Genomic DNA, 22,555 nt, shown 5'->3' with positions numbered 1-22,555 from the left:
CTGGCCCCGCCGTTGCCGCACAGGGCTCTTCCGACCCATTGACCCCCTGTATAGCGGGAACCTACGCTGTGCAACGTATTCAGAAAGCGCTTTCTACATCACGGTCCGTCCACCAGCACCGGGAGCGCAATGAGTAGTTCACCGTGGACGCTGCACTGCGTATGGCGCGGCGGCTGGACGCCATCGGGATCAGCGCCTTCGAGCAGCCGCCGCCGGCCAATGACATCGCGGGTCTGCGGCGGCTGCGTGAGCACTCCCCGGTGCCGGTGGCGCTCGACGAGAGCCTGCGGCACCCCACCGATCTTGCGACGTTCGTCCGGCTGGAGGCGGTGGATGTGGCGATCGCCAAGGTGCAGCGCAGTGGCGGTCTCACGCTGTCACGGCGGCTGTGCTCACTCGCGGAGGACTGCGGGGTGCGGCTGATGGGTTCGGGGCTCACCGACTCGGATCTGGGACTTGCCGCGTCGCTGCACCTCTTCGCTGCGTACGGGATCGACACTCCGGTCGATCTCAACGGCCGTCAGTTCATCGACTCCCCGTACGCGACGGAGACGGTGCGGGTGGAGAAGGGAGTGGCTCAGGTGCCGGATTCACCGGGGCTGGGGGTCGAGGTGGACTTGTCGGTGGTGCGTGAGCTGGCCGTCGACGTACTGGAACACCGGGCGTGACAGCGCCCGGCTGTTGTACGCGCCGGGGCGCGCGCTGCTGACACCCCCGCGCGCCCCGAGCGCCGGATGTGCACCTCCGACCGCCGGTCCCCCGCCGGCCTGCCGGGCCGGAGTGCGTTCTTTTCGGTCCAGGTCTGCGCCGTATCGGTTCTGCTGGTGTTCCTGGATGTCACTGCTCCGCATGTCTGAGGAGGCTGTTTGTCCCTCAGTGCCATATGCCCACGAAACCTTTGCCGTTGGCATGTGGCAGACAGACGCACAGGGGGAATGCCGTACGGCAGGACCGGACGGGCCCGTACCACGCGGAACACAGCCTTAATCAAACGTCAACGGTCCCCGTTTTGGACAGAGTTGGCGTCGATCTTGTGCCACCCTGAAACGATCAACACCATGATGTGGTCGGCCTGTTCGGGACGAGACCACTGCCGATGCACCACCTGCTCGAACAACCGCCCGAGCAGGCGTTTAGCAGAGGAAGGCTCGCGATGGACGGTTACTTCGCCGGTCGACTGCATCATCAACTACGTGATCATGTGCGTGACTTCGCAGAGAAGGAGATACGTCCGCGGATCCCCGCGATGGAGGCATCCCGTGCCGTCCACCACGAACTGTCCCGGCTCGTTGCCCGGCAGGGCTGGGTCGGCGCCACGATCGGCAAGGAGCACGGCGGGATGGGGATGGGGCACCTCGCCAAGACCATCATCATCGAGGAGCTGTCCCGGGTCAGCGGCGCGATGGGTGCGATGGTGCAGGCCTCCCAGCTGGGCGTTGCCAAGATTGTCCACTTCGGCAGCGCCGAGCAGAAGAAGACCTGGCTCCCCTCCATCGCCGCGGGCGACTGCCTCCCGACGATAGCGGTCACCGAACCCGAGTCGGGCGGCCATGTACTGGGCATGAGTGCCACCGCCGTACGGGACGGCGACGACTACGTTCTCAATGGCCGAAAGGTGTTTGTCGGCAACAGCCATATCGGTGATCTGCACGGCGTGGTGGTCAGGACCGCACCCGGGTCGAGGGGGTTGACCGCCTTCCTGGTGGAGTCGGGCCGGCCGGGCTGCAGCGTCGGCGAGCAGCAGCCGACCATGGGCCTGCACGGCTTCAGCTTCGGCGAGCTGCACTTCGACAACTGCCGTGTCCCCGCGCCGAACCGGCTCGGCGAGGAGGGCGACGGGCTGGCCGTGGCGTACTCCTCCAGCGTGCTCTACGGACGCGCCAACCTCACCGCCGTATCGCTCGGCATCCACCAGGCGATCCTGGAGGAGACCACGAGGTTCTGCTCGGATCGGCAGCGCTATGGCAAGCCGCTCCATGAACTGCCGTCCATCAAGCTGAAGTTGGGGACGCTGCAGTCCCGGCTGATGACCTCCAGGCTCGCCGCGTACCACGCCGTGCATCTGCTCGACGAGGGGCTGCCGTGCGATGCGGAGCTGATGAACGCCAAGCTGGTCAATGTCGAGTCGGCGATCGACTCCGCGCGCAACGCCATGGAGATCCATGCCGCGGCAGGGCTCTTCACCGACCGCCCCATCGAGCGGTATCTGCGGGACGCGCTCCATATGTTCGCCCCGGCCGGCACGTCTGACGTACAGCTGCTGCGCCTGGCGGAGGTGGCGCTGGGCACGGCGAAGGGCCAGTGGTCGCAGCGGCTGTCCGACGTGGTCCGGCTGGAAGCCGCCGTCTGACCCGGCCCGCGGCGCATGACGTCCCCGGAGCGCGCGAGGCAGCCCGGGGACGTCACTTCACAAGGATCAGAGGGACTTCAGATGCCGCCGTCCTCACGCCGGTGGATCTGGTCGATCAGTTCCGCGGCCAGCGACTTGATGGTCTCGAGCCCCGCCCGGCCCCAGGGCCGCGGCTCGGTGGCGACAACACAGATCGTGCCCAGCGCGATCCCCGTACGGTCGATCAGCGGCGCACCGAGATAGGAACGGATGCCGATCTCGTCCACGACCGGGTTCCCGGCGAACCGCGGATAGTCGCAGACGTCCTCCAGGACCAGGGCCTTGCGCCGGACGACCACATGCGGGCAGTAGCCGTGGTCTCGCGCCATGAACCGGCTGACATCACCGCCGCCCGCCGCGGCTGTCGCACCCAGGTCGGTTCCGGAATGTGTACCGGCCGGGGTGTGCAGTCCGGCGAAGAACTGCCGGTTCTCGTCGATGAAGTTGACCATGGAGTACGGCGCGCCGGTCACCTCGGCGAGCTTGTGCGCGAATTCGTCGAAGGCCGGGTCCGGCCGGTCCCCGAAACCCAGCTGACGCAGCCGCCTCACACGGATGGGCGCCTCGCGGTCGACGGGAGTGAGCAGCAGATGGCCGGTCGGGTCGTACGTCATGTCGGTGCTCCGTAGCTCGGTGCCGGGGCCGGCACCGCGGTGGTGGTGAGCAGATGCTGGACGAGGGTGACCAGGGTCCCTATCCCCGAGCCGGCGATCCGCGCGTCGCACAGCACGACCGGCACCTCCGGCTTGAGGTCGATCGCGGCCCGTACCTCTTCCGGGTCATAGCGGTAGGCGCCGTCGAACTCATTGACGGCGACGACGAATCCGATGCCGCGCCGCTCGAAGAAGTCCACCGCGGAGAAGGAGTTCTCGAGACGGCGCGTGTCGGCGAGGATGACCGCGCCGAGCGCGCCTTCGGAGAGCTCGTCCCACATGAACCAGAAGCGCTCCTGGCCGGGCGTTCCGAAGAGATAGAGCACATGTCTTCGGTCCAGGGTGATCCGGCCGAAGTCCATGGCGACGGTTGTGGTGGTCTTGGACTCGATGCCGTCCAGGCTGTCGGTCGCCACGCTGACCTGGGTCAGCAGCTCCTCCGTATTCAGTGGTTCGATCTCACTGACCGCTCCCACGAAGGTCGTCTTGCCGACCCCGAATCCGCCCGCGACGAGGATCTTCAGCGCGGCGGGAAAGGCATCGGCAAGCTCAGAGTCGTCGTCGTAGGCCATCCAGCACCGCCTCCAGCAAAGATCGGTCGGTGGGTGAGTCGTGGCAGCGGGGCGCCCGCGCCGTGACGGCCCCGCAGTCCACGAGATCGGAGAGCAGCACCTTGGTGACCACAGCCGGGAGCCTGAGGTGCGCCGAGATCTCGGCGACCGAGGTCGGCCCGTCGCACAGCCCGAGCGCCAGGGCGTGCTCGGGGCCGAGATGCGTCTGCGGCACGCTTCCGGTGGCCATCACCAGGGAGAGCAGATCCAGCGCGGTCGTGGGACGGGTGCGGCCGCCACTCACCGTGTACGGGCGGATGAGCCGGCCGGCCGCGTCGTCGAGCAATGGCCCGTCCTTGGGGGCCGGCACGTTCACTGCCCCGCAGCGCTCGGCGCCCCCGCCGACTGTCTGGCCGGGGTGGTCAGGTACGGCCGTACGCTCTTGACCAGCATCGCCATCTCGTATCCGAGGACCGCGGCATCCGCCTCACGCCCAGCCAGCACGGCGAGGCAGGTGCCGGAGCCGGCGGTGGAGACGAACAGCAGCGTGGAGTCGAGCTCCACGACCACCTGGCGTACCTCGCCACCGTCACCGAAACGCGCTCCGGCGCTGCGGCCCAGTGAGTAGAGGCCGGAGGCGAGTGCCGCCATATGGTCGGCGCTGTCGGCGTCCAGGCCGTGCACCGATTTCACCAGCCCGTCGGAGGAGAGCAGCACCGCATTGCGTGTGTACGGCACACGCTGGACCAGGCCGCTGAGCAGCCAGTCGAGGTCCGAGACATGGCCGTTCGGCACATCGCTCACCATGGTGCATCTACTCCTTGGGGGTGTTGTCGTGGCGCAGCGGGGCGGGCTGTGGGGCGGGGTCCGCGACGGACTGGGACTCGGCCAGGCCGATGCCGCGTTGGAAGGCCGCCATCAGGCCCGGGTCGTGGAGGGTGTTCTCGTCGTCCTTGCGGTGCGACGGGGCGTCCCTGAGCTGGGGGACGAGGTGTTCCTGGCTGCGACGCTTGGGCAGTTGGGGGCGGCCCATGGGGCTGGGCACCGTTCCGTCGGAGGGCGGTGCTGCCGTGGTGTGGACGGGCTGTTCGGCGGACGAGGTCTCCGCGGGAGCCGAGTGGTTGACGCCGGGGCGGGCGGCGGCCGGGTTGGGACGGTCGCTCTGGTCTCCGCGTAGGGGGAGGAGGTCTGCGCCGAGGGTGGCGTGCACCGGTGCGCGCCGCGGCTGTTGAAGCTGCGGCGGTGATTCCAGTTGCGGTTGCGGTTGCGGTTGATGCCGGGGTTGGGGTTGGTGAAAGGCCGGTGGCTGGTGCGGCATTGAGTGAAGCTGCTGCGGGATCAGGGGTGGGGTCGAGGGCAGGGCCCCGGCCGCCTGCGCCGCGTCGGGCTGGGCCGTGGGGCGGTCTGCGGTCTCGCGCCCCGTGGTGGCCTCGGCCGGCGAGAGTCCATCGGGCTCGGCACCGAGGAGTCCCTGCGGCAGTACGAGAACGGCCTGGACTCCGCCGTAGATATTGGACTGGAGCCGTACCGCGATTCCGTGTCTGCGGGCGAGCGCGGAGACCACGAAGAGGCCGATCCGCCCGTCCTGCAGCATATGGGCGACATTCACCTGGTCGGGGTCGGCGAGCAGGGCGTTCATCTTGTTCTGTTCGACTGCGGGCATACCGAGGCCACGGTCCTCGACCTCGACGGCGAGTCCGGCCGTGACGTGCTGGGCGCGCATCAGCACCTGAGTGTGCGGGGCGGAGAACAGCGTGGCGTTCTCGACCAGTTCGGCCAGCAGGTGGATCACGTCGGCGACGGCGTGGCCGCGCAGGGTGCCGTCGATCGGCGGTACCAGTTTGACCCTCGGGTACTGCTCCACCTCTGCGATGGCGGACCGGAGCACCTCGGTCATGGTGACCGGGTTGGACCATTGCCGACGGGACATGGCGCCGCCGAGGACCGCGAGGTTCTCGGCGTGCCTGCGGATGCGGGTGGCCAGGTGGTCCACATGAAAGAGGCCCTTGAGCAGCTCGGGATCCTCGACCTCGTTCTCCAGCTCGTCGAGCAGCTGGATCTCGCGGTGGACCAGGGACTGGAGCCGACGGGCCAGATTGACGAATACTTCGACCTTCTGTTCGTTGCCGACGCTGCTCGAGAGCCGGGACGCCTGCACCACCGCCGCTACAGCGGCCTCGTGGGAACGGCTCAACTCCTGTGTCAGCAGATCGAATTCGTCCCCGCCCGGTGGTGCGGGCTGCGGTGTCCTGCGGGCGGGCGGGCCTTCGCCCCGTCTGAGCTGCTCGATCACCGTGCGCAGCTCGGTCTGTCCGCGCGCGGTGGACTGGCGCAACGCGGCGCAGCGGTCGTGTACGGATTTGGCCATGCGGTCCGCGCCCATCGCCGCCGCCGCCACGGAAGCGACGGCCAGCACAGCGGAACCGGTGAGCACGGCCCACAGGTTGGCGGAAGGCTGGGCAGCGGAGGAGCGGATCGCGAAGATCACCGCGGCCGCGCCGATGAGCGCGGTGCCGACCGCGGGCAGGACTGCGGTGCGCAGGAGTTGAGGGCGTATACGGGCTTCCGGTGACGACGGCACGGAATGCGGCCTCCCTGCCGATGACAGGGAGCGGGCGCCTGGCCGGCCGTGGCGCCCGCCCTCACGGCGGTCCGGCCGCGCGGCGGGTGCGCGTAGTTGAGACATCAGCGTCCTTGGTACGTGGGGCCCCAGGAATCGGCGTACTGCAAGTGGTCAGCTTCGGCTCCCGGCGGGCTCGTCATGCACAACAGGAGCCCACCGCTGATCACCGGCAACACACGGTAGTCGCCAAGCGCGCACGTGCGACGAGCAGTTGACAAACTTGCCCGCCATTCGTCCCGCTCTGGTATGAGGCCTCGTACGCCAGCCCGAAAACGCCGGCTTGCCCCCCTCCCGCCGCGACGGCGGCGAAGGGGGTCTCGGATGCCGCAGGGTCAGACGCCGCAGGGTCAGACGCCGCAGGGTCAGACGCCGCAGGGTCAGGCGCTACTCATCAGGCGCTCGATGCCACCTCGGGGCTGCCCGTATCGGCAGACGCGGTCCACCCCGTGGCGGGCGCCGTCGCCGCCGCGCGCCACCACGGCTCGGACGGAATGCCCTCGGCGGTCGGCTCGAACGGCTCGCCGGGCCGCGGCAGCGCGATGCGCGCACCTTCCGCGGCTGCTGCCGCGACCGTGCCCTCGCCGGGCTCGGCCCACGGGTGCGGCGCGAGATTGAACGTCCCCCAGTGGATCGGCAGCATCGCGCCGGACGGCTTCCCGCCCTGCAGATCGAGATGAGCGCGGATACCCTCGGCGGGCGTCATATGGATGTCGGGCCAGTATTCGCTGTACGCACCGATCTGGATCATGGTGGCATCGAACGGGCCGTGCTCCGCGCCGATGTCCTTGAAGCCGGGGAAGTAACCGGTGTCCCCGCTGTGGTAGATCCGATGCTCGGGGCCTGCGACGGCCCATGACGCCCAGAGGGTGTGCTGCTGATTGCGCAGACCGCGACCGCAGAAGTGGCGCGCGGGCGTGGCGGTCAGCCGGAGGCCGGCCACCTCGGTCGACTCGTTCCAGTCCAGCTCGCGCAGCCGGTCGGCGGGCACACCCCAGTACTCCAGGTGTGCGCCGACGCCGAGCGGCACCGCGAAGACCGTGTCCGTGGAGGCCAGGGCACGGATGGTGGGCAGATCGAGGTGGTCGTAGTGGTCGTGGGAGATCACGACGACGTCCACCGGACCGAGGACGGCGAGCGGTACGGGCACGGGGTGCAGCCGCTTGGGGCCCGCGAAGGGGAAGGGGGAGCAGCGCTCGCCCCAGACCGGGTCGAAGAGCACCCGACGGCCGTCGATCTCGGCGAGAACGCTCGAATGCCCCATCCAGGTGAGCCGCAGCCCCGAGGCCGGAGGCTTCGCGATATCGGCGAGAGTGGTGGCATGGATGGGCACGAGCCCGACCGGGGACCGGTGCGCCCGGGCTTCCTTCCGGAAGTAGATCTTCGCGAATTCGATCATGGAGCCGCCGGACGGTCTGGTCCTGGCACCCACAGGGTTCTGGAAGGAGCCGTCCGCGAAGTTCGGCGAGCGGCGGATCCGCTCCCACCGCTCTCCGGCCGGGTCGGCGCCGAATGCGGCGGGTCGCAGCGAGCGCAGCCGAGAGCTCAGCGGGTGGGGGGAACCAGTGCCGGTCACGGCACCTCCTGATGTCGGTGTCTTTTCATTATGAGCGGGGGGTACGACAGGACGGGAACGGGCCCGTTACGGGACTCGGCGTCGCCGGTTTCCCGGGACTTGACGTCGCTGTCCCGGACCGGCCATCGCCGGTTTCGCGGCCGGGGCCGAAGCGCGGGCGGCATGACCGACTCAGCCGCGCGGCTGGCCGTAGGCCCGTTCGATGCGCAGCCGCAGCACAAGACGCTTGTCGCGGACCATCGAACGCCGGTAGTCGTCCCAGTCCTGGTGTTCACCCACGACGTCCCGGTAGAGGGTGATCAGCTCTTCGACGGTGGCGTCGTGCGGGTCGGCCGCGACCGGGGAGAGCTCCGCGGTGCCCTCGACGACGGTCCATGCCCAGCGGTCGTCGCTGGTGACGTGGTATCCGGCGCGCGGGTCGCGGCGCAGGTTCCTGGTCTTGGCCCGGTCATCGGTGACGGACACCCGGATGGTCCGCTCGTCGGGGTAGTACGCGTGCTTCACATTGGAGAGCTGGGGCCTGCCGTCCCGCTTGAGCGTGACCAGCACCCCTCCGTCGCACTCGGCGACCAGCCTCAGCAGCGCTTCCTGCTGAGCGTCCCTCTGCGGATCCTGCCGGGGATCCTGCGATGCGTCGATGTCCGTCATGACCACAGCAACGTCTCACCTCTCACGGGTGTTCCTGAAGATCTTTCCCTCCCGATGTCACACCCCGGGGTACCCGGTCCGTCGTACGCGTGAAAGGACGTCGTCCACACCTTCAGGAGGCCCGTCATGGCCCGTATTCCGCTCACCCCACGCCGCTCGCTCCTGTTCCGCGCGGTGGAGTGGTACTGCAAGCGCACATACGGAAAGGTCCTCGATCCCGCGAGGGCGCTGGCCCACAACCCCGGGTGCTGTGGACCGATCTGCGTTTCGAGCTGTCGGTGGCCAAGTGGAAGGAGCTCGACCCCGGCCTGAAGGCGCTGGCGGTGATGGCCTCGGCGGCCTCGATCGGGTGCAGCTGGTGCATGGACTTCGGCCACTGGGAGAGCCAGGGCCGCGGCATGGACGTCCGCAAGCTGCGCGATGTACCGATGTGGCGCGACAGCACCGTCTACACCCCGCTGGAACGCGATGTCATGGGGTACGCGGAGGCCATGACCGCCAATCCCCCGGAGGTCGGGGACGAGTCGGCGGCCCGGCTGCTCACCGCCCTCGGCGAGGCCGCGTTCGTCGAGCTGACCGCGATGGTGGCGGTGGAGAACCTGCGCTCGCGGATGAACGCCGCACTGGGTCTGACCAGCCAGGGCTTCAAGGACCACTGCGACATTCCGGCACGTCCGGGGACCGCCGCCGGCTGAGCCGCGTGCTACGCGACCACCGGCCGGCAAACCTTGTTGACGATCATGTTGACGGGGGAGCTCCCAGCTCCAGATATTGACTGGCGATTCAGTTAGTCTGTGATCCGGCCACGAGCGCGGGCGGTTGCTGTCCCCGGCCCCACCGTGATCACCGTTCCCGAGGAGACCGCCAGATGACCACTCCGCTGCTGTCGCTCAGCTGGACCGACCATGTCACCGGCCGCGAGGGCCATCTGGTGATCGACCGGCTGGTGCGCGGGGTCTCCAGCGGGGGCCTGCGGATGCGCGAGGGCTGCACGCTGGACGAGGTGGCCGGGCTGGCCCGCGGGATGACGATGAAGGAGGCCCTCCACTACAACCCGAAGGGCCGGTACATCCCGCTCGGCGGCGCCAAGGGCGGTATCGACTGCGACCCGCAGGACCCGCGGGCGTACGGGATCCTGGTCCGCTATCTGCGCGCCGTACGCCCGTACATCGAGAATATGTGGACCACCGGCGAGGACCTCGGGCTGACCCAGGACATCGTCGACAGGGCCGCGGCCGAGGCCGGTCTGGTCTCCTCCATCCAGGCCGTCTATCCGCTGCTGGACGACGAGGCGACGGCGCGCCGTCGGCTCGCGGACGCGTTCGCCGTCGAGGTGGACGGCATCGGGCTCGACGAGCTCGTCGGCGGCTGCGGTGTCGCCGAGTCGGTGCTGGTCGCGCTGGACCGGGCGGGCGTGGCGTACGAGGGGACCCGGGTCTCCGTCCAGGGTCTTGGCACGATGGGTGGCGCGACGGCCCGGTTCCTCGCCCGCGCCGGGCTGAAGATCGTCGCCGTCGCCGACGTCAAGGGCACCGTCGCCAATCCGGCCGGGCTCGATGTCGATGCGCTGCTCGCGGCCCGTGACTCGTACGGGACGGTCGACCGTGCGGCGCTGCGGCCGGACGATCTGGAGCTGTCCGACGACGCGTGGCTGTCGGTCGACGCGGAGGTACTGGTGCCTGCCGCGGTCTCGTACGCAGTGGACACCGCCAACCAGGCGCAGATCACCGCGCGTTGGATCGTCGAGGCGGCGAACATGCCGGTGCTGCCGGATGCCGAGGAACTGCTCGCGCGGCGCGGCATCACGGTACTGCCGGACGTCGTCGTCAACTCCGGTACGAATGCCTGGTGGTGGTGGACTCTGTTCGGGGACATCGGCGCCGACGCGGACGAGGCGTTCGCGTACACCCGTCACTCGATGCGCGCGCTGATCGGCCAGATGCTGGCGCGCGCGGAGGCGGACGGGACCACGGCGCGGGCCGCCGCGCACGCGATCGTCGCCGACCGGCTGCCGGTTATCGCCGAGCGCTACGGCTGGTACAGATGACGGCTTGGCCCGACATCCTCGCCGCCCCGGGGTGGGTCGCCGTCGTCCGCGGAACGCACTGAGAACGGCCGGTTGGACCCGCGTCCGGGCTCAAGATCGCCTGTGTAGGGTGACGACGTGACAAGAGTCCGGTTGAGCGTGACGGAGCGGCGGGAAGAGCTGCTTCGTGCTGCCGTCGAGCAGATCGAGGAACACGGTGTGGCGGCCGTGCGGATCGCCGATGTCGCGTCGGCGCTCGGTGTGAGCAATGCCCTGGTGCTCTACCACTTCTCGACCAAGGAGAAGCTCGTCGCGGCCGCCTTCACCTACGCCGCCGACGGTGACCTCGCGCATCTGCGCAAGTTGCTGGGCCGCCGGACCACCGCCCTGCGCCGGTTGCGCGCCGCGGTCCGCTGGTACGCGCCGACCGGGCAGGCCAAGGGCTGGCGGCTGTGGATCGAGGGCTGGGCGGCCGCCCTGCGCGAGCCGGCGCTGCGGGACGTCGCCCGAGATCTGGACCAGCAGTGGAAGGCGGCTCTGACCGAGGTCATCGCGGAAGGTGCGGCGGCGGGCGAGTTCCCGTGCGAGGACCCGGCGGCGACGGCCTGGCGGCTGACGGCGTTTCTGGACGGGCTCGCCGTGCAGATGACCTCGTACGCGGGGTCGCTGTCGCGCGCCGCGATGCTGGAGTGGACGGACGACGCGCTCGCCCGTGAGCTCGGTGTCCACCGTGACGCACTGACCGCCGCCGCACGCTGAACGCCGGAACGGGCGGGCCCGCAGCCCCCATACTGGGCAACTGTGTCTCACCAGTCGCAGCACCAGACGTTTCAGCAGCCCGAGCAGCCGACGGATCGCCTCCCACCCGATGTGCTGGTGGTCGGCGGCACCGGGGTGGACACGGTCGTCCGCGTCGACGCCCTGCCGGTCCCGCTCGCGGACTCTGTCGGCGTCGGCCCGATCCGTGAATGGCCGGGCCACACCGGTGGCAATGTCGCCCTGGGCTGCCGGGCCCTCGGGCTGAATGCCACCCTCCTCGACTACATCGGCGATGACTGGCCGGGCCGTCTGGTCCGGGAACAACTCGCCGCGGGCGGCGTGGATTTCGAGTCCTTGATCTCCCCGGCCGGGACGCGGCGCGCGGTCAACCTCGTCGATCCCGCGGGCCGCCGGATGTCCTTCTACGATGCCCGCGATCCCGACGGGCTGCGGATGCCGCGCGACTTCTACCTCCCCCATCTGCAGCGTGCTCGCCACATCCATCTCTCGATCATGAACTTCGCGCGGTTCCTCTACGACGACATCGAAGCGCTGGGCGTGCCGGTCTCCACCGATCTGCACGACTGGGACGGACTGGCGGAGCACCAACGGGAGTTCGCGCTCCGCTCGGACCTGGTCTTCCTCAGCACGGCGGGCGCGGGCGAGCGAATAGCATCGGTGATGCGGGAGATCCTGCGCGACGGTCGCGCCCAGGCGGTGGTCGCGACGGCGGGTGCCGGTGGCTCGTACCTCCTCAGCCGCGACGGCGGATCCACCCCGCGCCCGGTCCCGGCAGTCGCCCCGCCCGCTCCGGTGGTGGACTCCAACGGCGCGGGTGACGCCTATGTCTGCGGCTTTCTGTTCGGGCAGTTGTCGGGCCGCGACCTGGAGGAGAGCGCGAGGCTGGGCGCGGTGGCCGGCGCCCATGCCTGTACGGGCGAGGGCAGTACGGCGCTGATCGGACCGGCCGAACTCCTGTCGTCGGCCGTGGTCTGACGCACCGGTTCGTACGCCGCTGTGCCTCAGCCGTCGTACGGGCGGGGAAGGCGATCCCTGTCAGCCTCGCCGACTCCTGCCACAACCGGCACGCGACCGCGGGATCCTGCAGCCCGCGCGGAGAACGCGGTCCGCTGCGGCGAGCGCTTGAAGGAGCCGAGACCGGACGGGCCGTAGTACTCGCCGGGCCGCGCCTCCGGGGCGGCAGGCGGCCCGCAGCACCGGCAGCGCGCCGCCTGCCGCGTCCGAACCGAAGGTGCGCACTGCGAAGTTGACGATCCGGGTGACCCCGCGGCGGCGGCCCGCCCGTGGCAGGCGTCATAGCGATGTTCGCTCTGCAGATCGGCGAAGTCGAGGCGGGCACTGCTCTGCGCCATGCTGGTGACGGTGACGACCCGGCCGCCCGGAGGTCGAGGAGCCCGGGCAGCAGCCGCGCTCGGGATCCGGCGAGTCCCGTGGCGACCGCGAAGCCGATCCCGCGGGTGGCACCGGTGACCAGGGCCGTACGCCCGGTCAGCCGGGGCAGGTCTGCCACGCCCCAACCATCCGCTGTTACAGGGGCAGCAGATTCGGGCGCTTGGCCTCGACATGGTCGCCGGAGCTCTCACCGCGCAGCCGTCGCCCGATCCACGGCACCAGGTGCTCGCGCGCCCAGTTGATGTCGTCGCGGCGCACCTCGAGCGGTCCGCGCGGCGGCAGGGGCGGCCACGCCTGGTCGGGGTCGGCGGGCACCTCGAGTCCGAGCACCTGGGCGGCACGCAGTGCGACCCTGGTGTGGCCCTCGGGCGACAGATGCAGCCGGTCGGCGTCCCAAGCCCGCCTCTCCTGGATGGACTTGAGCGACCACAGGTCGAGTACGGGGCAGTCGTAACGGTCAGCGATGGCCCGTACATGCGCGGTGTACGTGGCGATCTTGCCGCGCAGATGGCGCAGTACCGGCACTCCGCGGGTGTCGAAGCCGGTGGTCACCATGACGGTGCCGACCGAGCCGGCGAGGTCGGCGACGGCCCGCTCGAAGCGCTCGGCCACGTCGTCGGGGTTGCTGCCGGGCCGGATGATGTCATTGCCGCCGGCGCAGAAGGTCACCAGATCCGGGGCGAGTTCCTTTGCCCGCGGCACCTGTTCCTCGACGATCTGGTCGAGGAGACGGCCGCGTACGGCGAGGTTGGCGTACCGGAAGGTGTGCTCCGGCATTCGGTCGTCGAGCAGGACCGCGAACCGGTCCGCCCAGCCGACGTACGTCCCGTCGGGGCCCGGGTCTCCGACGCCCTCCGTGAAACTGTCACCGATCGCCGCGTACGACCCGAATACGCCACTGTCCTCTGTTCTCGAATCGTCTGCCACGAGACCTCATTTTTCCCTTACGGATGTGACCTACGCGACCGTAAGGAGGGGTTGACGAGGCGTGATGTATCCCACCGGTCAAGATTCGTCCAACCCGGAATACGCCGACTCCCCCCGCGCCGCGGGCGGCGGCACGAGGGGAGGACGGGGCACTGCGTGCGTCGGACGGATCAGATGGAGACGCCGTGCTGACGCAGGTAGGCCAGCGGGTCGATGTCCGAGCCGTAGCCGGGGCCGGTGCGGATCTCGAAGTGCAGGTGCGGGCCAGTGGAGTTGCCGGTGGTGCCGGAGAGGCCGATCTGCTGGCCGCCGCTCACGCTCTGGCCGGAGGTGACGGAGAGGGCGGAGAGGTGGGCGTACTGCGAGTAGGTGCCGTCGCTCTGCTGGATGACGATCTGGTTGCCGTACGCACCGCCCCAGCCGGCGGAGACGACGGTGCCCGGGCCGACCGCCTTGACGGTCGTGCCGGTGGACGCCGCGAAGTCGAGACCGGTGTGGTAACCGCTGGCCCACATGGCGCCGGCGAGGTGGTACGGGGTGATGACGGTCGCGCCGTCGACGGGGGCGGTGAAGCCGGAAGCGCTGGTCTGCGCGGCGTTGCCGCCTGCCGAGCCACCGGACGAGGACTTGGCGGAGGACTGCACCACCGAGCCCGAGTCCGAGGAACCCGAGTCCGAGGAACCCGAGTCCGAGGAACCCGAGGGCGCCTTCGAGGAGGACGCCTTCGACGAGGACCGGTCCGGGCTCGACGGGTGCTGCGACTTTTCGGGCGCCTTCGCCTTCGACTTCGCGCCGAGGGTGAGCTTGAGGCCGGGGTGGATCAGCGACGGGTTGTCGCCGACGGCCTCACGGTTGTCCTGGTACAGCTTCTTCCAGCCGCCGGGGACACCGTGCTCGTCGGCGATCTTGGACAGGTAGTCGCCGGGGACGACGGAGTACGTGGTGGGAGAGGCCTTCTTCTGCGCCACGTGGGCCGCGGCGGCGGACCCGGCGGAGAAGGGGGAGGACGGGGCGGCGGTCACGGCCTTTTCCGGCGCCACGGCCGGAGCGGCCTTTCCTGCCGCGTGGGCGCCTGCGGCGCCTATCAGCGGCAGGGCGATGGCGGCGCCACCCGTACCGGCGGCGACGAATCCGCGCGTGATCGGGCTGACCTTGGGGCGGCGGTGCTTACCCTTCTTGGGCATGGCGAATTCCTCTCCGGCGCCGGCGAGGTGAGCTGTCGGGTTCGGGCTGGAGATGCCCGGCCGCGCAGTTGCGCGACTTCACCCCAAGCCGTCCGGAAGTCCGGAATCGGCACATCACCTGGGTCCCCCGCTCCTGCCACACATGGGTGGGTGAAATTCCGGTCGGCGGCAGGATTAGGCGTTCCGTCCGGATTGGTCGTGACCGTAAACGAATGGGCGTACCGGAACAAGCTGTCGCTTTCGCCCGTCAATGATCCCTTTGATATCGGCCCCGAAATTCCCGTAACCCTCCGTAAATCAAGGATCCTCGCCGTCCGCCCCGGAAACGGAATTCACCCCTGCCGCCCCACCACACACCGTCACGAATATGATCCCGCTCACGGCCATGCACCGTCCGCCTTGGAGACGGGGCACATTCTCCCGAATCGCCCAATTCAGACAGACCCGTCATTTAATGATGATTGCCAAGTTATGATCCGCAGTCCTGCTTACCCTCAATTCATGCCATGTCGCGAGAAATCCCACCGCGGCTCACTGCTCTTGCCCGAGGGGCACACCAGCGGCGCGGAATCAGCGGCGTCGCAGCCGGATCACCGTGGCGTCCATGTCGCCCGTCAGCCCGGTGTGCAGCCCGTGATGCAGGAGCACGGATCCGCGGTGCACGACGCCCGTGTCCAGGCACTCGTACGCGGCTGCCGGATCGAGCCCGCGCAGCCTGAGCCTGGGCGGCTGTTCGCCGTAGTGCTGTGCCTGGAGCCAGGCGAGAACGACGTTCTCGTCACCGCGTACGTACTGCACGGCGCTCAGTCCGCCCTCCGGCGCCCGCAGCCGGTACAGCTCGCCGTGCTGAACCACCGGCCTGATCTTCTTGTAGAGCTCCACCCAGCCGTGCGCCTCGGCGAGCTCCTCCGCGCTCCACTCGGTGAGATCGCCACCGACTCCGAGCACTCCTGCCATGGCGCTCACAAAGCGGAAGCGGAGCGTGCTGACGCGGCCGTTGAGCTGGACATTGGGACTGTCGGTCACCCAGGCCGCCATGACCCGTGCCGGGTGCAGCTGGGTGAAGCCCTGCTGGATGGCGAGCCGGTCCAGCGGATCGGTGTTGTCGGAGGTCCACACCTGGTCGGTCCGGGACAGAATTCCGAGGTCGATCCGGCCACCGCCGCCCGAGCAGGACTCGAAGGCGACCGAGGGATGCGCGGCGCGCAGCCGGTCGAGGAGTGCGTAGAGCGCCTGCACATGCTCGACCCACAGCTTCTGCGGATATGTCTCGCCGGGCCAGCCGGCTTCCGTGAAGCAGCGGTTGAAGTCCCATTTCACATAGTCGATGGGCGCGCTGCCGAGCAGTCCGTCCAACTGCTCCCAGAGGTAGGCCTGTACATCCTCGCGCGCGAGGTTCAGTACGAGCTGGTTGCGGAACTCCGTCCGTGCCCGGCCCGGGTGGTGCTGCACCCAGTCGGGGTGCGCGCGATAGAGATCGCTGTCGGCATTGACCATCTCCGGTTCGACCCAGATCCCGAACTGCATGCCCAGCGCGTGCACTTCGTCTGCGAGCGGCTTCAGCCCCCGCGGGAAGCGCTCGACGTTGGGTGTCCAGTCGCCGAGTCCGGCGCGATCGCTGGTGCGCTGCCCGAACCACGCGTCGTCCACCACGAACAGTTCGACGCCCAGGGCCGCGGCCCGCTGCGCGAGCGCCCGCTGCTGCTCCTCGGAAATGTCGAAGCCGGTGGCCTCCCAGGAGTTGTAGAGCACCGGCCGCTCAGCCTGGGCGTCCGGGATCACATGCGCCAGCTGCCAGGCGTGCCAGGCCCTGCTGGCTCCCCCGAACCCTCCTTCGCTCCACAGTCCGGCGAAGACGGGCGAGGTGTACGACTGGCCCGGTGCGAGCCGCAGCAGCCCGGAGTCGTCGTAGCCCGCTCCGCCGGTGATCTGTACGAGTCCGTCGGGCAGCTGCGCCACGGAGATCCGCCAGGACCCGGACCAGCAGAGCGCGGCGCCGTACACCTCGCCCCGCTCCTCCGTAGCCCCTTCCGCGTCCAGCGCGACCCAGGGCAGATGCTGGTGGCCGGTGTGGCCGCGCCTGCTGCTCAGCACCTTCTCGCCGTACGCCAGCTCCGACCGTACGAGCAGCGACTCCGCCGCCCACCGGCCGTGCAGCTGGCTGAGCCGCCAGCTGTCGCGCTGCGGCAGTGTCCAGGTGGCGGCATCGGCGCGCAGAAGTTCCAGGTCGGGGCCCTCGCCCTCATGGGTGACGGTGACCCAGCGCTCGATGACGTCAGCGTCGTCGCGCATCCGATGGTGCAGGGTGAGCCCGAGGCCGTGTACAGCGTCGGTGAAGTGGAGCCTCAGCTCGTCGCCATGCACCTCATCGGCGCCGGCGAAGGTCCACTCGGTGCCGCGCACCGTGTCCGTACGGACGGAGAGCGCCGGCCGTGCGAAGCGCGGGCCGCCCTCGACCGGATACTCCTCGTGGCCGTCGAGCTGTGACTCGAACGGCCAGTAGGGCGGCAGGCCCTGGGCCGCGAGTGCCTCCGCGTCGGCGCCGGAGATCCGTGGCCCCCAGTGGAGATGCAGCAGTTCGTCAGCTTCTGTCAGACGCAGCGCATAACTGCTCCTCGGTCCGGAGAGAACCCACGTACGACCCTTGCCAACACACTCGATCATCCCGACCCCTCAGATACTCACAGGTTCGCACAGGTCCGCACATCATCCGACCGGAGCCGTCGCCGGTGCAACGCTCTTGCGGAGACGAACCGAGATGATTGCCCGATAAAGCAATGTCGTATCGTCGGGAAACGCGCCATCGTCGGCGAGCAGCGCCGACGGCTGTCACTTCAGGAGCCCCCGTGACACAGCAGCTGCCGCAGATCCCGTCGACAGAACCTGAGCTGTCCGGAGTGCGCAACTTCCGGGACGTGGGCGGCCTGCCGACCGTGGACGGCCGGCGGGTGCGGTACGGACGGCTCTTCCGCAGCGGCCACCTCGCCCATGCCACCGAGAGCGACACCGCGTTCCTCTCCACCCTGGGCCTGCACACGATCTTCGACTTCCGTAATGCCGCGGACCAGCAGCTGGAGGGCCCGGACGTCGAGCTGCCGGGCGTGCGCAATGTGAATCTGCCGCTCACCGACCCGGCCGACGGCGCCCAGTTCTGGAAGATGGTCCGGGAGGGCGATCTCGACCAGCTGAAGTCGATCCTCGCGGACGGCAAGGCGGCGGGCCGGATGTCGGCGTCGTACCGGACGATCATCAAGCATCGCACCGCCGAGCACAGCCGCGTACTGCACGCGCTCGCTGAAGACAGTGTCCCGGCGCTGATGCACTGCGCGGCGGGCAAGGACCGCGCCGGAATCTCGATCGCCGTGTCGCTGCTCGCGGTCGGCGTGGAGCGCGAGGCGATCGAGGCGGACTACCTCAAGTCCAATGATCCGCACCGGCGTTATCTGGTGCGCCGCAGCGACAACTCCCCGGCCGGGATGTCCCCGGAAGTGATGGGGCTGCTGAGCCCGCTCTTCGACGCGCGCGCCGAGTACCTTGCGGCGGCCTTCGAGACGATCGAGGAGACCTGGGGCACGACGGAGCGGTACCTCGCCGAGGGCCTGAAGATCGCCCCGGAGACGCGCGAGCGCCTGCGCGAGCGCCTCATCGACGAGGCGTAGGCGACCGCGGAGCAGGAGATGCGGAGCAGGAGACGCGGAGCCGCCGGATGCCGAGCGGCCGCCTACTGGTTCTGGCCGCCCAGCGTGAACAGAAGGTAGAGGAACCCGGCGAACAGATGGCCCGCCACCAGGTAGGCGAACAGCCGGATCACCAGCCCACGGGGAAACGACCGCTCTTCATTGCTTTTGGACATAACAGGCCTCTTCTCTGAACTCAGTTGTGCGGATGGAGGTTGGGGCTCTGCAGCAGCGTGTGGACGAACAGCAGCTCGGCACCCTCGCGGCCGACCGCCGCGAGACGGTGCGGGGTCAGTGAGTCGAAGTGCGCGCTGTCCCCGGGCGCCAGCTCGTGGACCGCCTCACCCAGGCTCAGGCGCAGCCGACCGTTGAGGATGTACAGCCACTCCTCCCCGGGATGCACCCGGACGAGCTCGCCCTGGCTGCCGTACGGAACCACCAGCCGCAGGGCCTGCATCGCCCGGCCGGCTCCGCCGGTCTGGTGGTAGGTCCAGCCGTCCGCCTCGGAGGGCTCCCGGCTGCCGGCGCGGATGATCGGATCGCGTTCCGGCGCGAGCTCGCCGAGGAGCTCCGCGACTGTCGTACCGTAGATTCTGGCGAGAGCGAGCAGCATCGGCAGCGACGGCTGACGGTTGCCCGTCTCCAGCCGGGACAGGTGGGCGGGGGAAAGCCCCGCACGCTGGGCTGCGGCTTCCAGGGTGAGGCCACGGCGGCGGCGCAGATCCCGTAGCCGTGGCGCGACATCCGGCAGCACCGTGGCCACCTCTTCAGTGGGGCTCATGCCTCCATTGCGCCAGGATCTTTCCCCTGGGGCAAATTTTTTGCCCCAGGGGCAAAATCAGCGGTTGGCGACCGCCTGCTTCACCAGCGTCTTGCCGAAGTCCCACATCAGCCCGCCACCGCCGTGCGCGTCGTCCATCACCGCGGTGAAGGCCGCCACGAACCGCTCGACCTCCCGCTCTCCGATGGTCAACGGCGGAATCAGCTTGATCACTTCCAGGTGGTCGCCGGAGACCTGGGTGAGGATCCGGTGCTTCTGCAGCAGCGGCACCACCACCATCTGCGCGAAGAGACCCTTGCGGGCCGCCTGCAGCATGGTCCAGCGGCTGCGCAGCTTGATCGATTCCGGGCGGCCGAACTCGATGCCGATCATCAGGCCGCGGCCCCGCACCTCGTGCAGCAGCTCATAGCGGTCGACGAGCGCGGCCAGCCGCGACCGCAGCAACTCTCCGGTCACCCGCGCGTTCGCCACGACATGCTCGTCCTCCAGCACCGAGAGCACCGCGAGCCCGGCAGCCATCGCCTGGGCATTGGAGCCGAAGCTGGCCGAATGCACCAGCACCCGGTCCATCGACGAGTAGACCTTCTTGAAGATCCAGTCCTTGCCGAGCGTCGCGCCGACCGGCACGTACCCGCCCGAGAGCGCCTTCGCCACGCAGACCAGATCCGGCTCGACCCCTGCCTCGTACTGGTACGCGTAGAAGTCACCGGTCCTGCCGAGGCCGGTCTGCACCTCGTCGGCGATCAGCAGCGCCTTGTGCTTGTGCAGCAACTCCTGTGCGGCGTAAAGGAATCCTGGCGGCGTCGCATGCACGCCCTTGCCCTGGATCGGCTCCACGACGAAGCCCGCCACATCGCCCCGCGTCAGCTCCCGCTCCAGCGCGGCCAGATCACCGAGCTCGATCGCGGTGTCGGGCAGCAGCGGCGCGAAGCCGTCCCGGAAGCCGGCCTCCCCGTTGACCGACAGCGATCCGGTGGTCAGCCCGTGGAAGGCGTGCGAACAGTAGAGGATCCTCGGCTTCCCGGTGGCGTACCGGGCGAACTTCAGCGCCGTCTCCACCGCCTCCGTACCGCTGTTGCCGAAGAACACCCGGTCCAGGTGCGGACTCTGCCTCAGCAGCTTCTCCGCCAGCAGCCCCGGCAGCGGCTGGCAGTCGAAGCGTGTGAGGTCCGCGAGCGAGGCGTCGAGGACATCGTGCAGCGCCTTGCGTACGACGGGATGGTGCCGGCCGAGCCCCATCACCCCGAAGCCCGCGAGCATATCGAGATAGTCGTTGCCGTCGGCGTCCCAGAAGTACGCGCCCTCGGCCCGCTCATAGACCTTGTCGAAGCCGATGGTGTGCAGCATGCGCGGCAGCTGGTGGTTGAGATACCGCGCATGCAGCTCATAGCGCTCGGCCCCGCGCTCCGCGAGGAGTCTCGCCAGATCGAAGCCCTTGAGCGGATCGGTCATTCCTCAGCTCTCCTTGACTGCCATGGCGGCACTGATCCGTCCCGCGATCTCGACCGGGGTGAGTCCGATGTCGGCCAGCACCTCGCCGCGTTTGGCGTGCGCGAGGAACTGCTCGGGGATGCCGAAGGTGCGCAGCGGCACATCCACGCCGGCGTCGCGCAGCGACTGCCCGACGGCTGAGCCGACACCGCCGTTGCGGCTGTTGTCCTCGACCACTGCCACCAGCCGGTGCTGGGCGGCGAGCGGTGCGAGCTGTTCGTCGACGGGCTTGACCCAGCGCGGGTCCACCACGGTGCAGCGGAGACCGCGGCCCCTGAGCAGTTCCACCGCCTGCAGACAGACGGCGGCCAGCGCACCGACCGAGACCAGCAGCACCTCGGCGTCGTCGGCCCGGTGCAGTACGTCCATCCCGCCGATCCGGCCGATCGCCTCGACCGGCTCGCCCACCGACTCCTTGGGGAAGCGCAGCACCGTCGGCGCGTCTGCCACGGCGACGGCCTCGCGCAGCTCCTGGCGCAGCCGGTCGGCGTCGCGCGGCGCGGCGATCCGCAGCCCCGGGACGACCTGCAGGATCGACATGTCCCACATGCCGTTGTGGGAGGGCCCGTCGACCCCGGTGACGCCGGCCCGGTCCAGTACGAACGTCACCCCGCACTTGTGCAGGGCGACATCCATCAGCAGCTGGTCGAAGGCGCGGTTGAGGAAGGTGGCGTACACGGCGACGACCGGGTGCAGTCCGCCGGTGGCCAGCCCGGCCGCGGAGACCGCGGCGTGCTGCTCGGCGATGCCGACGTCCCACACCCGCTCGGGGAACCGCTCGGCGAACTCGGTCAGCCCGACGGGATGCAGCATCGCGGCGGTGATCGCCACGACGTCCGGCCGTTCCGCGCCGATCTCGGCGATCTCGTGCCCGAACACCGAGGTCCAGGAAGGCCCGTTGGAGGGTGCGAGCGGCTCGCAGGTGAGCGGGTCCATCACGCCGACGGTATGGAAGCGGTCGGCGTCGTCCTCCAGCGCGGGCTGGTAGCCCCGCCCCTTCTCGGTCAGACAGTGCACCAGTACGGGCCCGTGGAAGCGTTTCGCGCGGCGCAGCGCGGACTCGACGGCCGCTATGTCGTGTCCGTCGATCGGCCCCACGTATTTCAGGCCCAGATCCTCGAACATCCCCTGTGGTGCGAAGGCGTCCTTGAACCCCTTCTTCGCGCCGTGCAGCGATTCGTACAGCGGCTTCCCGACCACGGGTGTGTGCTGAAGTACGTCCTTGCCCCAGGCAAGGACCCGCTCGTAGCCGTCGGTGGTACGGAGTGTGGCGAGGTGGTTGGCGAGGCCGCCGATGGTCGGCGCGTAGGACCGCTCGTTGTCGTTCACCACGATGATCAGCGGCCGGTCCTTGGCCGCGGCGATGTTGTTGAGCGCCTCCCAGGCCATACCGCCGGTGAGCGCGCCGTCGCCGATGACGGCGACGACATGGTCGCTGCTGCCCAGCACCTGATGTGCCTTGGCCAGGCCGTCCGCCCAGCCGAGCACGGTCGAGGCGTGGGAGTTCTCGATGACGTCGTGCTCGGACTCCTCGCGGGACGGGTAGCCGGAGAGACCGCCCTTGCCGCGCAGCTTGGAGAAGTCCTGTCGGCCGGTGAGCAGTTTGTGTACGTAGCTCTGGTGCCCGGTGTCCCAGAGGATGCGGTCGACGGGCGAGTCGAAGACCCGGTGCAGGGCGACGGTCAGCTCCACCACCCCGAGGTTCGGCCCCAGATGGCCCCCTGTTCTGGCTACCGCATGGACCAGGAACTCTCTGATCTCCTCGGCGAGATCTTCGAGTTCCGCATCCGTCAGCGCCTTGAGATCGCGCGGCCCCCGGATGGTCTCAAGAATCGTCACGGTCGGACCCCCTTCACATGC

22 protein-coding genes and 1 riboswitch are annotated in these 22,555 nt (G+C 69.3%); of the genes, 7 read left to right on the top strand and 15 right to left on the bottom strand.

What is annotated here, in order from left to right:
- Positions 1-143 precede the first annotated feature (143 nt).
- On the top strand, positions 144-668 hold the full coding sequence (locus OG735_RS35905; RefSeq protein WP_327327314.1) for a mandelate racemase/muconate lactonizing enzyme family protein: 525 nt from the start codon (positions 144-146) through the stop codon (positions 666-668).
- 326 nt (positions 669-994) lie between these two features.
- Here OG735_RS35905 and OG735_RS35900 read toward each other — a convergent pair whose 3' ends face one another.
- Positions 995-1,186, bottom strand: a complete 192-nt coding sequence (locus OG735_RS35900) for a hypothetical protein (protein ID WP_327328655.1) — start codon at positions 1,184-1,186, stop codon at positions 995-997.
- On the opposite strand from OG735_RS35900, the gene OG735_RS35895 reads away from it, so the two are divergent.
- On the top strand, positions 1,154-2,350 hold the full coding sequence (locus OG735_RS35895; protein ID WP_327327313.1) for an acyl-CoA dehydrogenase family protein: 1,197 nt from the start codon (positions 1,154-1,156) through the stop codon (positions 2,348-2,350). The two genes, OG735_RS35900 and OG735_RS35895, sit on opposite strands and share 33 nt — an antisense overlap.
- 77 nt (positions 2,351-2,427) lie before the next feature.
- Here OG735_RS35895 and OG735_RS35890 read toward each other — a convergent pair whose 3' ends face one another.
- From OG735_RS35890 to OG735_RS35860, 7 genes are all read right to left on the bottom strand, one after another.
- Complete coding sequence (locus OG735_RS35890; protein WP_327327312.1) at positions 2,428-3,003, bottom strand: GAF domain-containing protein; 576 nt, start codon at positions 3,001-3,003, stop codon at positions 2,428-2,430.
- Positions 3,000-3,614 carry a GTP-binding protein gene (locus OG735_RS35885; RefSeq protein WP_327327311.1) on the bottom strand — a complete coding sequence of 205 codons (615 nt, stop codon included), beginning with the start codon at positions 3,612-3,614 and terminating at the stop codon, positions 3,000-3,002. Before OG735_RS35885 ends, OG735_RS35890 begins: the two co-directional genes overlap by 4 nt.
- The gene (locus tag OG735_RS35880; protein ID WP_327327310.1) at positions 3,592-3,963 is read right to left on the bottom strand and encodes a DUF742 domain-containing protein; all 372 of its coding nucleotides are present in this window, start codon (positions 3,961-3,963) and stop codon (positions 3,592-3,594) included. The genes OG735_RS35885 and OG735_RS35880 overlap by 23 nt, the downstream gene beginning before the upstream one ends.
- Positions 3,964-3,965: 2 nt before the next feature.
- Positions 3,966-4,400, bottom strand: a complete 435-nt coding sequence (locus OG735_RS35875; RefSeq protein ID WP_327327309.1) for a roadblock/LC7 domain-containing protein — start codon at positions 4,398-4,400, stop codon at positions 3,966-3,968.
- 7 nt (positions 4,401-4,407) lie between these two features.
- Positions 4,408-6,279: a sensor histidine kinase gene (locus OG735_RS35870; protein ID WP_327327308.1), complete on the bottom strand. Its 1,872-nt coding sequence runs from the start codon at positions 6,277-6,279 to the stop codon at positions 4,408-4,410.
- A 328-nt stretch (positions 6,280-6,607) separates the two neighbouring features.
- On the bottom strand, positions 6,608-7,789 hold the full coding sequence (locus OG735_RS35865; protein ID WP_327327307.1) for an MBL fold metallo-hydrolase: 1,182 nt from the start codon (positions 7,787-7,789) through the stop codon (positions 6,608-6,610).
- Between the two features lie 171 nt (positions 7,790-7,960).
- Entirely contained in the window at positions 7,961-8,437 is a 477-nt protein-coding gene (locus OG735_RS35860; RefSeq protein ID WP_327327306.1) for a PPOX class F420-dependent oxidoreductase, read from the bottom strand.
- 245 nt (positions 8,438-8,682) lie between these two features.
- Between OG735_RS35860 and OG735_RS35855 the strand changes: the two genes are divergently transcribed.
- From OG735_RS35855 to OG735_RS35840, 4 genes are all read left to right on the top strand, one after another.
- Entirely contained in the window at positions 8,683-9,132 is a 450-nt protein-coding gene (locus OG735_RS35855; RefSeq protein ID WP_327327305.1) for a carboxymuconolactone decarboxylase family protein, read from the top strand.
- A gap of 173 nt (positions 9,133-9,305) precedes the next feature.
- Positions 9,306-10,484, top strand: a complete 1,179-nt coding sequence (locus OG735_RS35850; RefSeq protein ID WP_327327304.1) for a Glu/Leu/Phe/Val dehydrogenase dimerization domain-containing protein — start codon at positions 9,306-9,308, stop codon at positions 10,482-10,484.
- A gap of 117 nt (positions 10,485-10,601) precedes the next feature.
- Positions 10,602-11,222: a TetR/AcrR family transcriptional regulator gene (locus tag OG735_RS35845; RefSeq protein WP_327327303.1), complete on the top strand. Its 621-nt coding sequence runs from the start codon at positions 10,602-10,604 to the stop codon at positions 11,220-11,222.
- Between the two features lie 114 nt (positions 11,223-11,336).
- Positions 11,337-12,218 carry a carbohydrate kinase family protein gene (locus tag OG735_RS35840; protein ID WP_327328568.1) on the top strand — a complete coding sequence of 294 codons (882 nt, stop codon included), beginning with the start codon at positions 11,337-11,339 and terminating at the stop codon, positions 12,216-12,218.
- Between the two features lie 552 nt (positions 12,219-12,770).
- Here the strand turns inward: OG735_RS35840 and OG735_RS35835 are convergent.
- The 3 genes from OG735_RS35835 to OG735_RS35825 form a co-directional block, all read right to left on the bottom strand.
- The gene (locus OG735_RS35835) at positions 12,771-13,562 is read right to left on the bottom strand and encodes an SGNH/GDSL hydrolase family protein (protein WP_327327302.1); all 792 of its coding nucleotides are present in this window, start codon (positions 13,560-13,562) and stop codon (positions 12,771-12,773) included.
- Between the two features lie 170 nt (positions 13,563-13,732).
- A complete protein-coding gene (locus tag OG735_RS35830; RefSeq protein WP_327327301.1) occupies positions 13,733-14,746 on the bottom strand; it encodes a LysM peptidoglycan-binding domain-containing M23 family metallopeptidase in 1,014 nt (337 codons plus the stop codon).
- Positions 14,747-14,748: 2 nt separating this feature from the next.
- A riboswitch (cyclic di-AMP (ydaO/yuaA leader) is annotated at positions 14,749-14,909 on the bottom strand.
- 407 nt (positions 14,910-15,316) lie between these two features.
- The gene (locus tag OG735_RS35825) at positions 15,317-17,410 is read right to left on the bottom strand and encodes an alpha-galactosidase (protein WP_327327300.1); all 2,094 of its coding nucleotides are present in this window, start codon (positions 17,408-17,410) and stop codon (positions 15,317-15,319) included.
- A gap of 182 nt (positions 17,411-17,592) precedes the next feature.
- On the opposite strand from OG735_RS35825, the gene OG735_RS35820 reads away from it, so the two are divergent.
- On the top strand, positions 17,593-18,405 hold the full coding sequence (locus OG735_RS35820; RefSeq protein WP_327327299.1) for a tyrosine-protein phosphatase: 813 nt from the start codon (positions 17,593-17,595) through the stop codon (positions 18,403-18,405).
- Positions 18,406-18,467: 62 nt separating this feature from the next.
- Here the strand turns inward: OG735_RS35820 and OG735_RS35815 are convergent, their stop codons facing one another.
- The 4 genes from OG735_RS35815 to dxs are packed head-to-tail and all read right to left on the bottom strand — an operon-like array spanning position 18,468 to position 22,534.
- Entirely contained in the window at positions 18,468-18,599 is a 132-nt protein-coding gene (locus OG735_RS35815) for a DUF6126 family protein (RefSeq protein WP_327327298.1), read from the bottom strand.
- Positions 18,600-18,619: 20 nt separating this feature from the next.
- Positions 18,620-19,204 carry a helix-turn-helix domain-containing protein gene (locus OG735_RS35810; RefSeq protein WP_327327297.1) on the bottom strand — a complete coding sequence of 195 codons (585 nt, stop codon included), beginning with the start codon at positions 19,202-19,204 and terminating at the stop codon, positions 18,620-18,622.
- Between the two features lie 57 nt (positions 19,205-19,261).
- Positions 19,262-20,656: an aspartate aminotransferase family protein gene (locus tag OG735_RS35805; RefSeq protein ID WP_327327296.1), complete on the bottom strand. Its 1,395-nt coding sequence runs from the start codon at positions 20,654-20,656 to the stop codon at positions 19,262-19,264.
- A gap of 3 nt (positions 20,657-20,659) precedes the next feature.
- The gene (gene dxs / locus OG735_RS35800) at positions 20,660-22,534 is read right to left on the bottom strand and encodes a 1-deoxy-D-xylulose-5-phosphate synthase (protein ID WP_327327295.1); all 1,875 of its coding nucleotides are present in this window, start codon (positions 22,532-22,534) and stop codon (positions 20,660-20,662) included.
- Between the last annotated feature and the right edge of the window lie 21 nt (positions 22,535-22,555).

The organism is Streptomyces sp. NBC_01210, assembly GCF_036010325.1.
In the GTDB taxonomy this organism is placed as follows: Bacteria; Actinomycetota; Actinomycetes; order Streptomycetales; family Streptomycetaceae; genus Streptomyces.
Note: the sequence above shows the minus strand (reverse complement) of the source record. Positions and strands in the feature narration are given on the sequence as shown.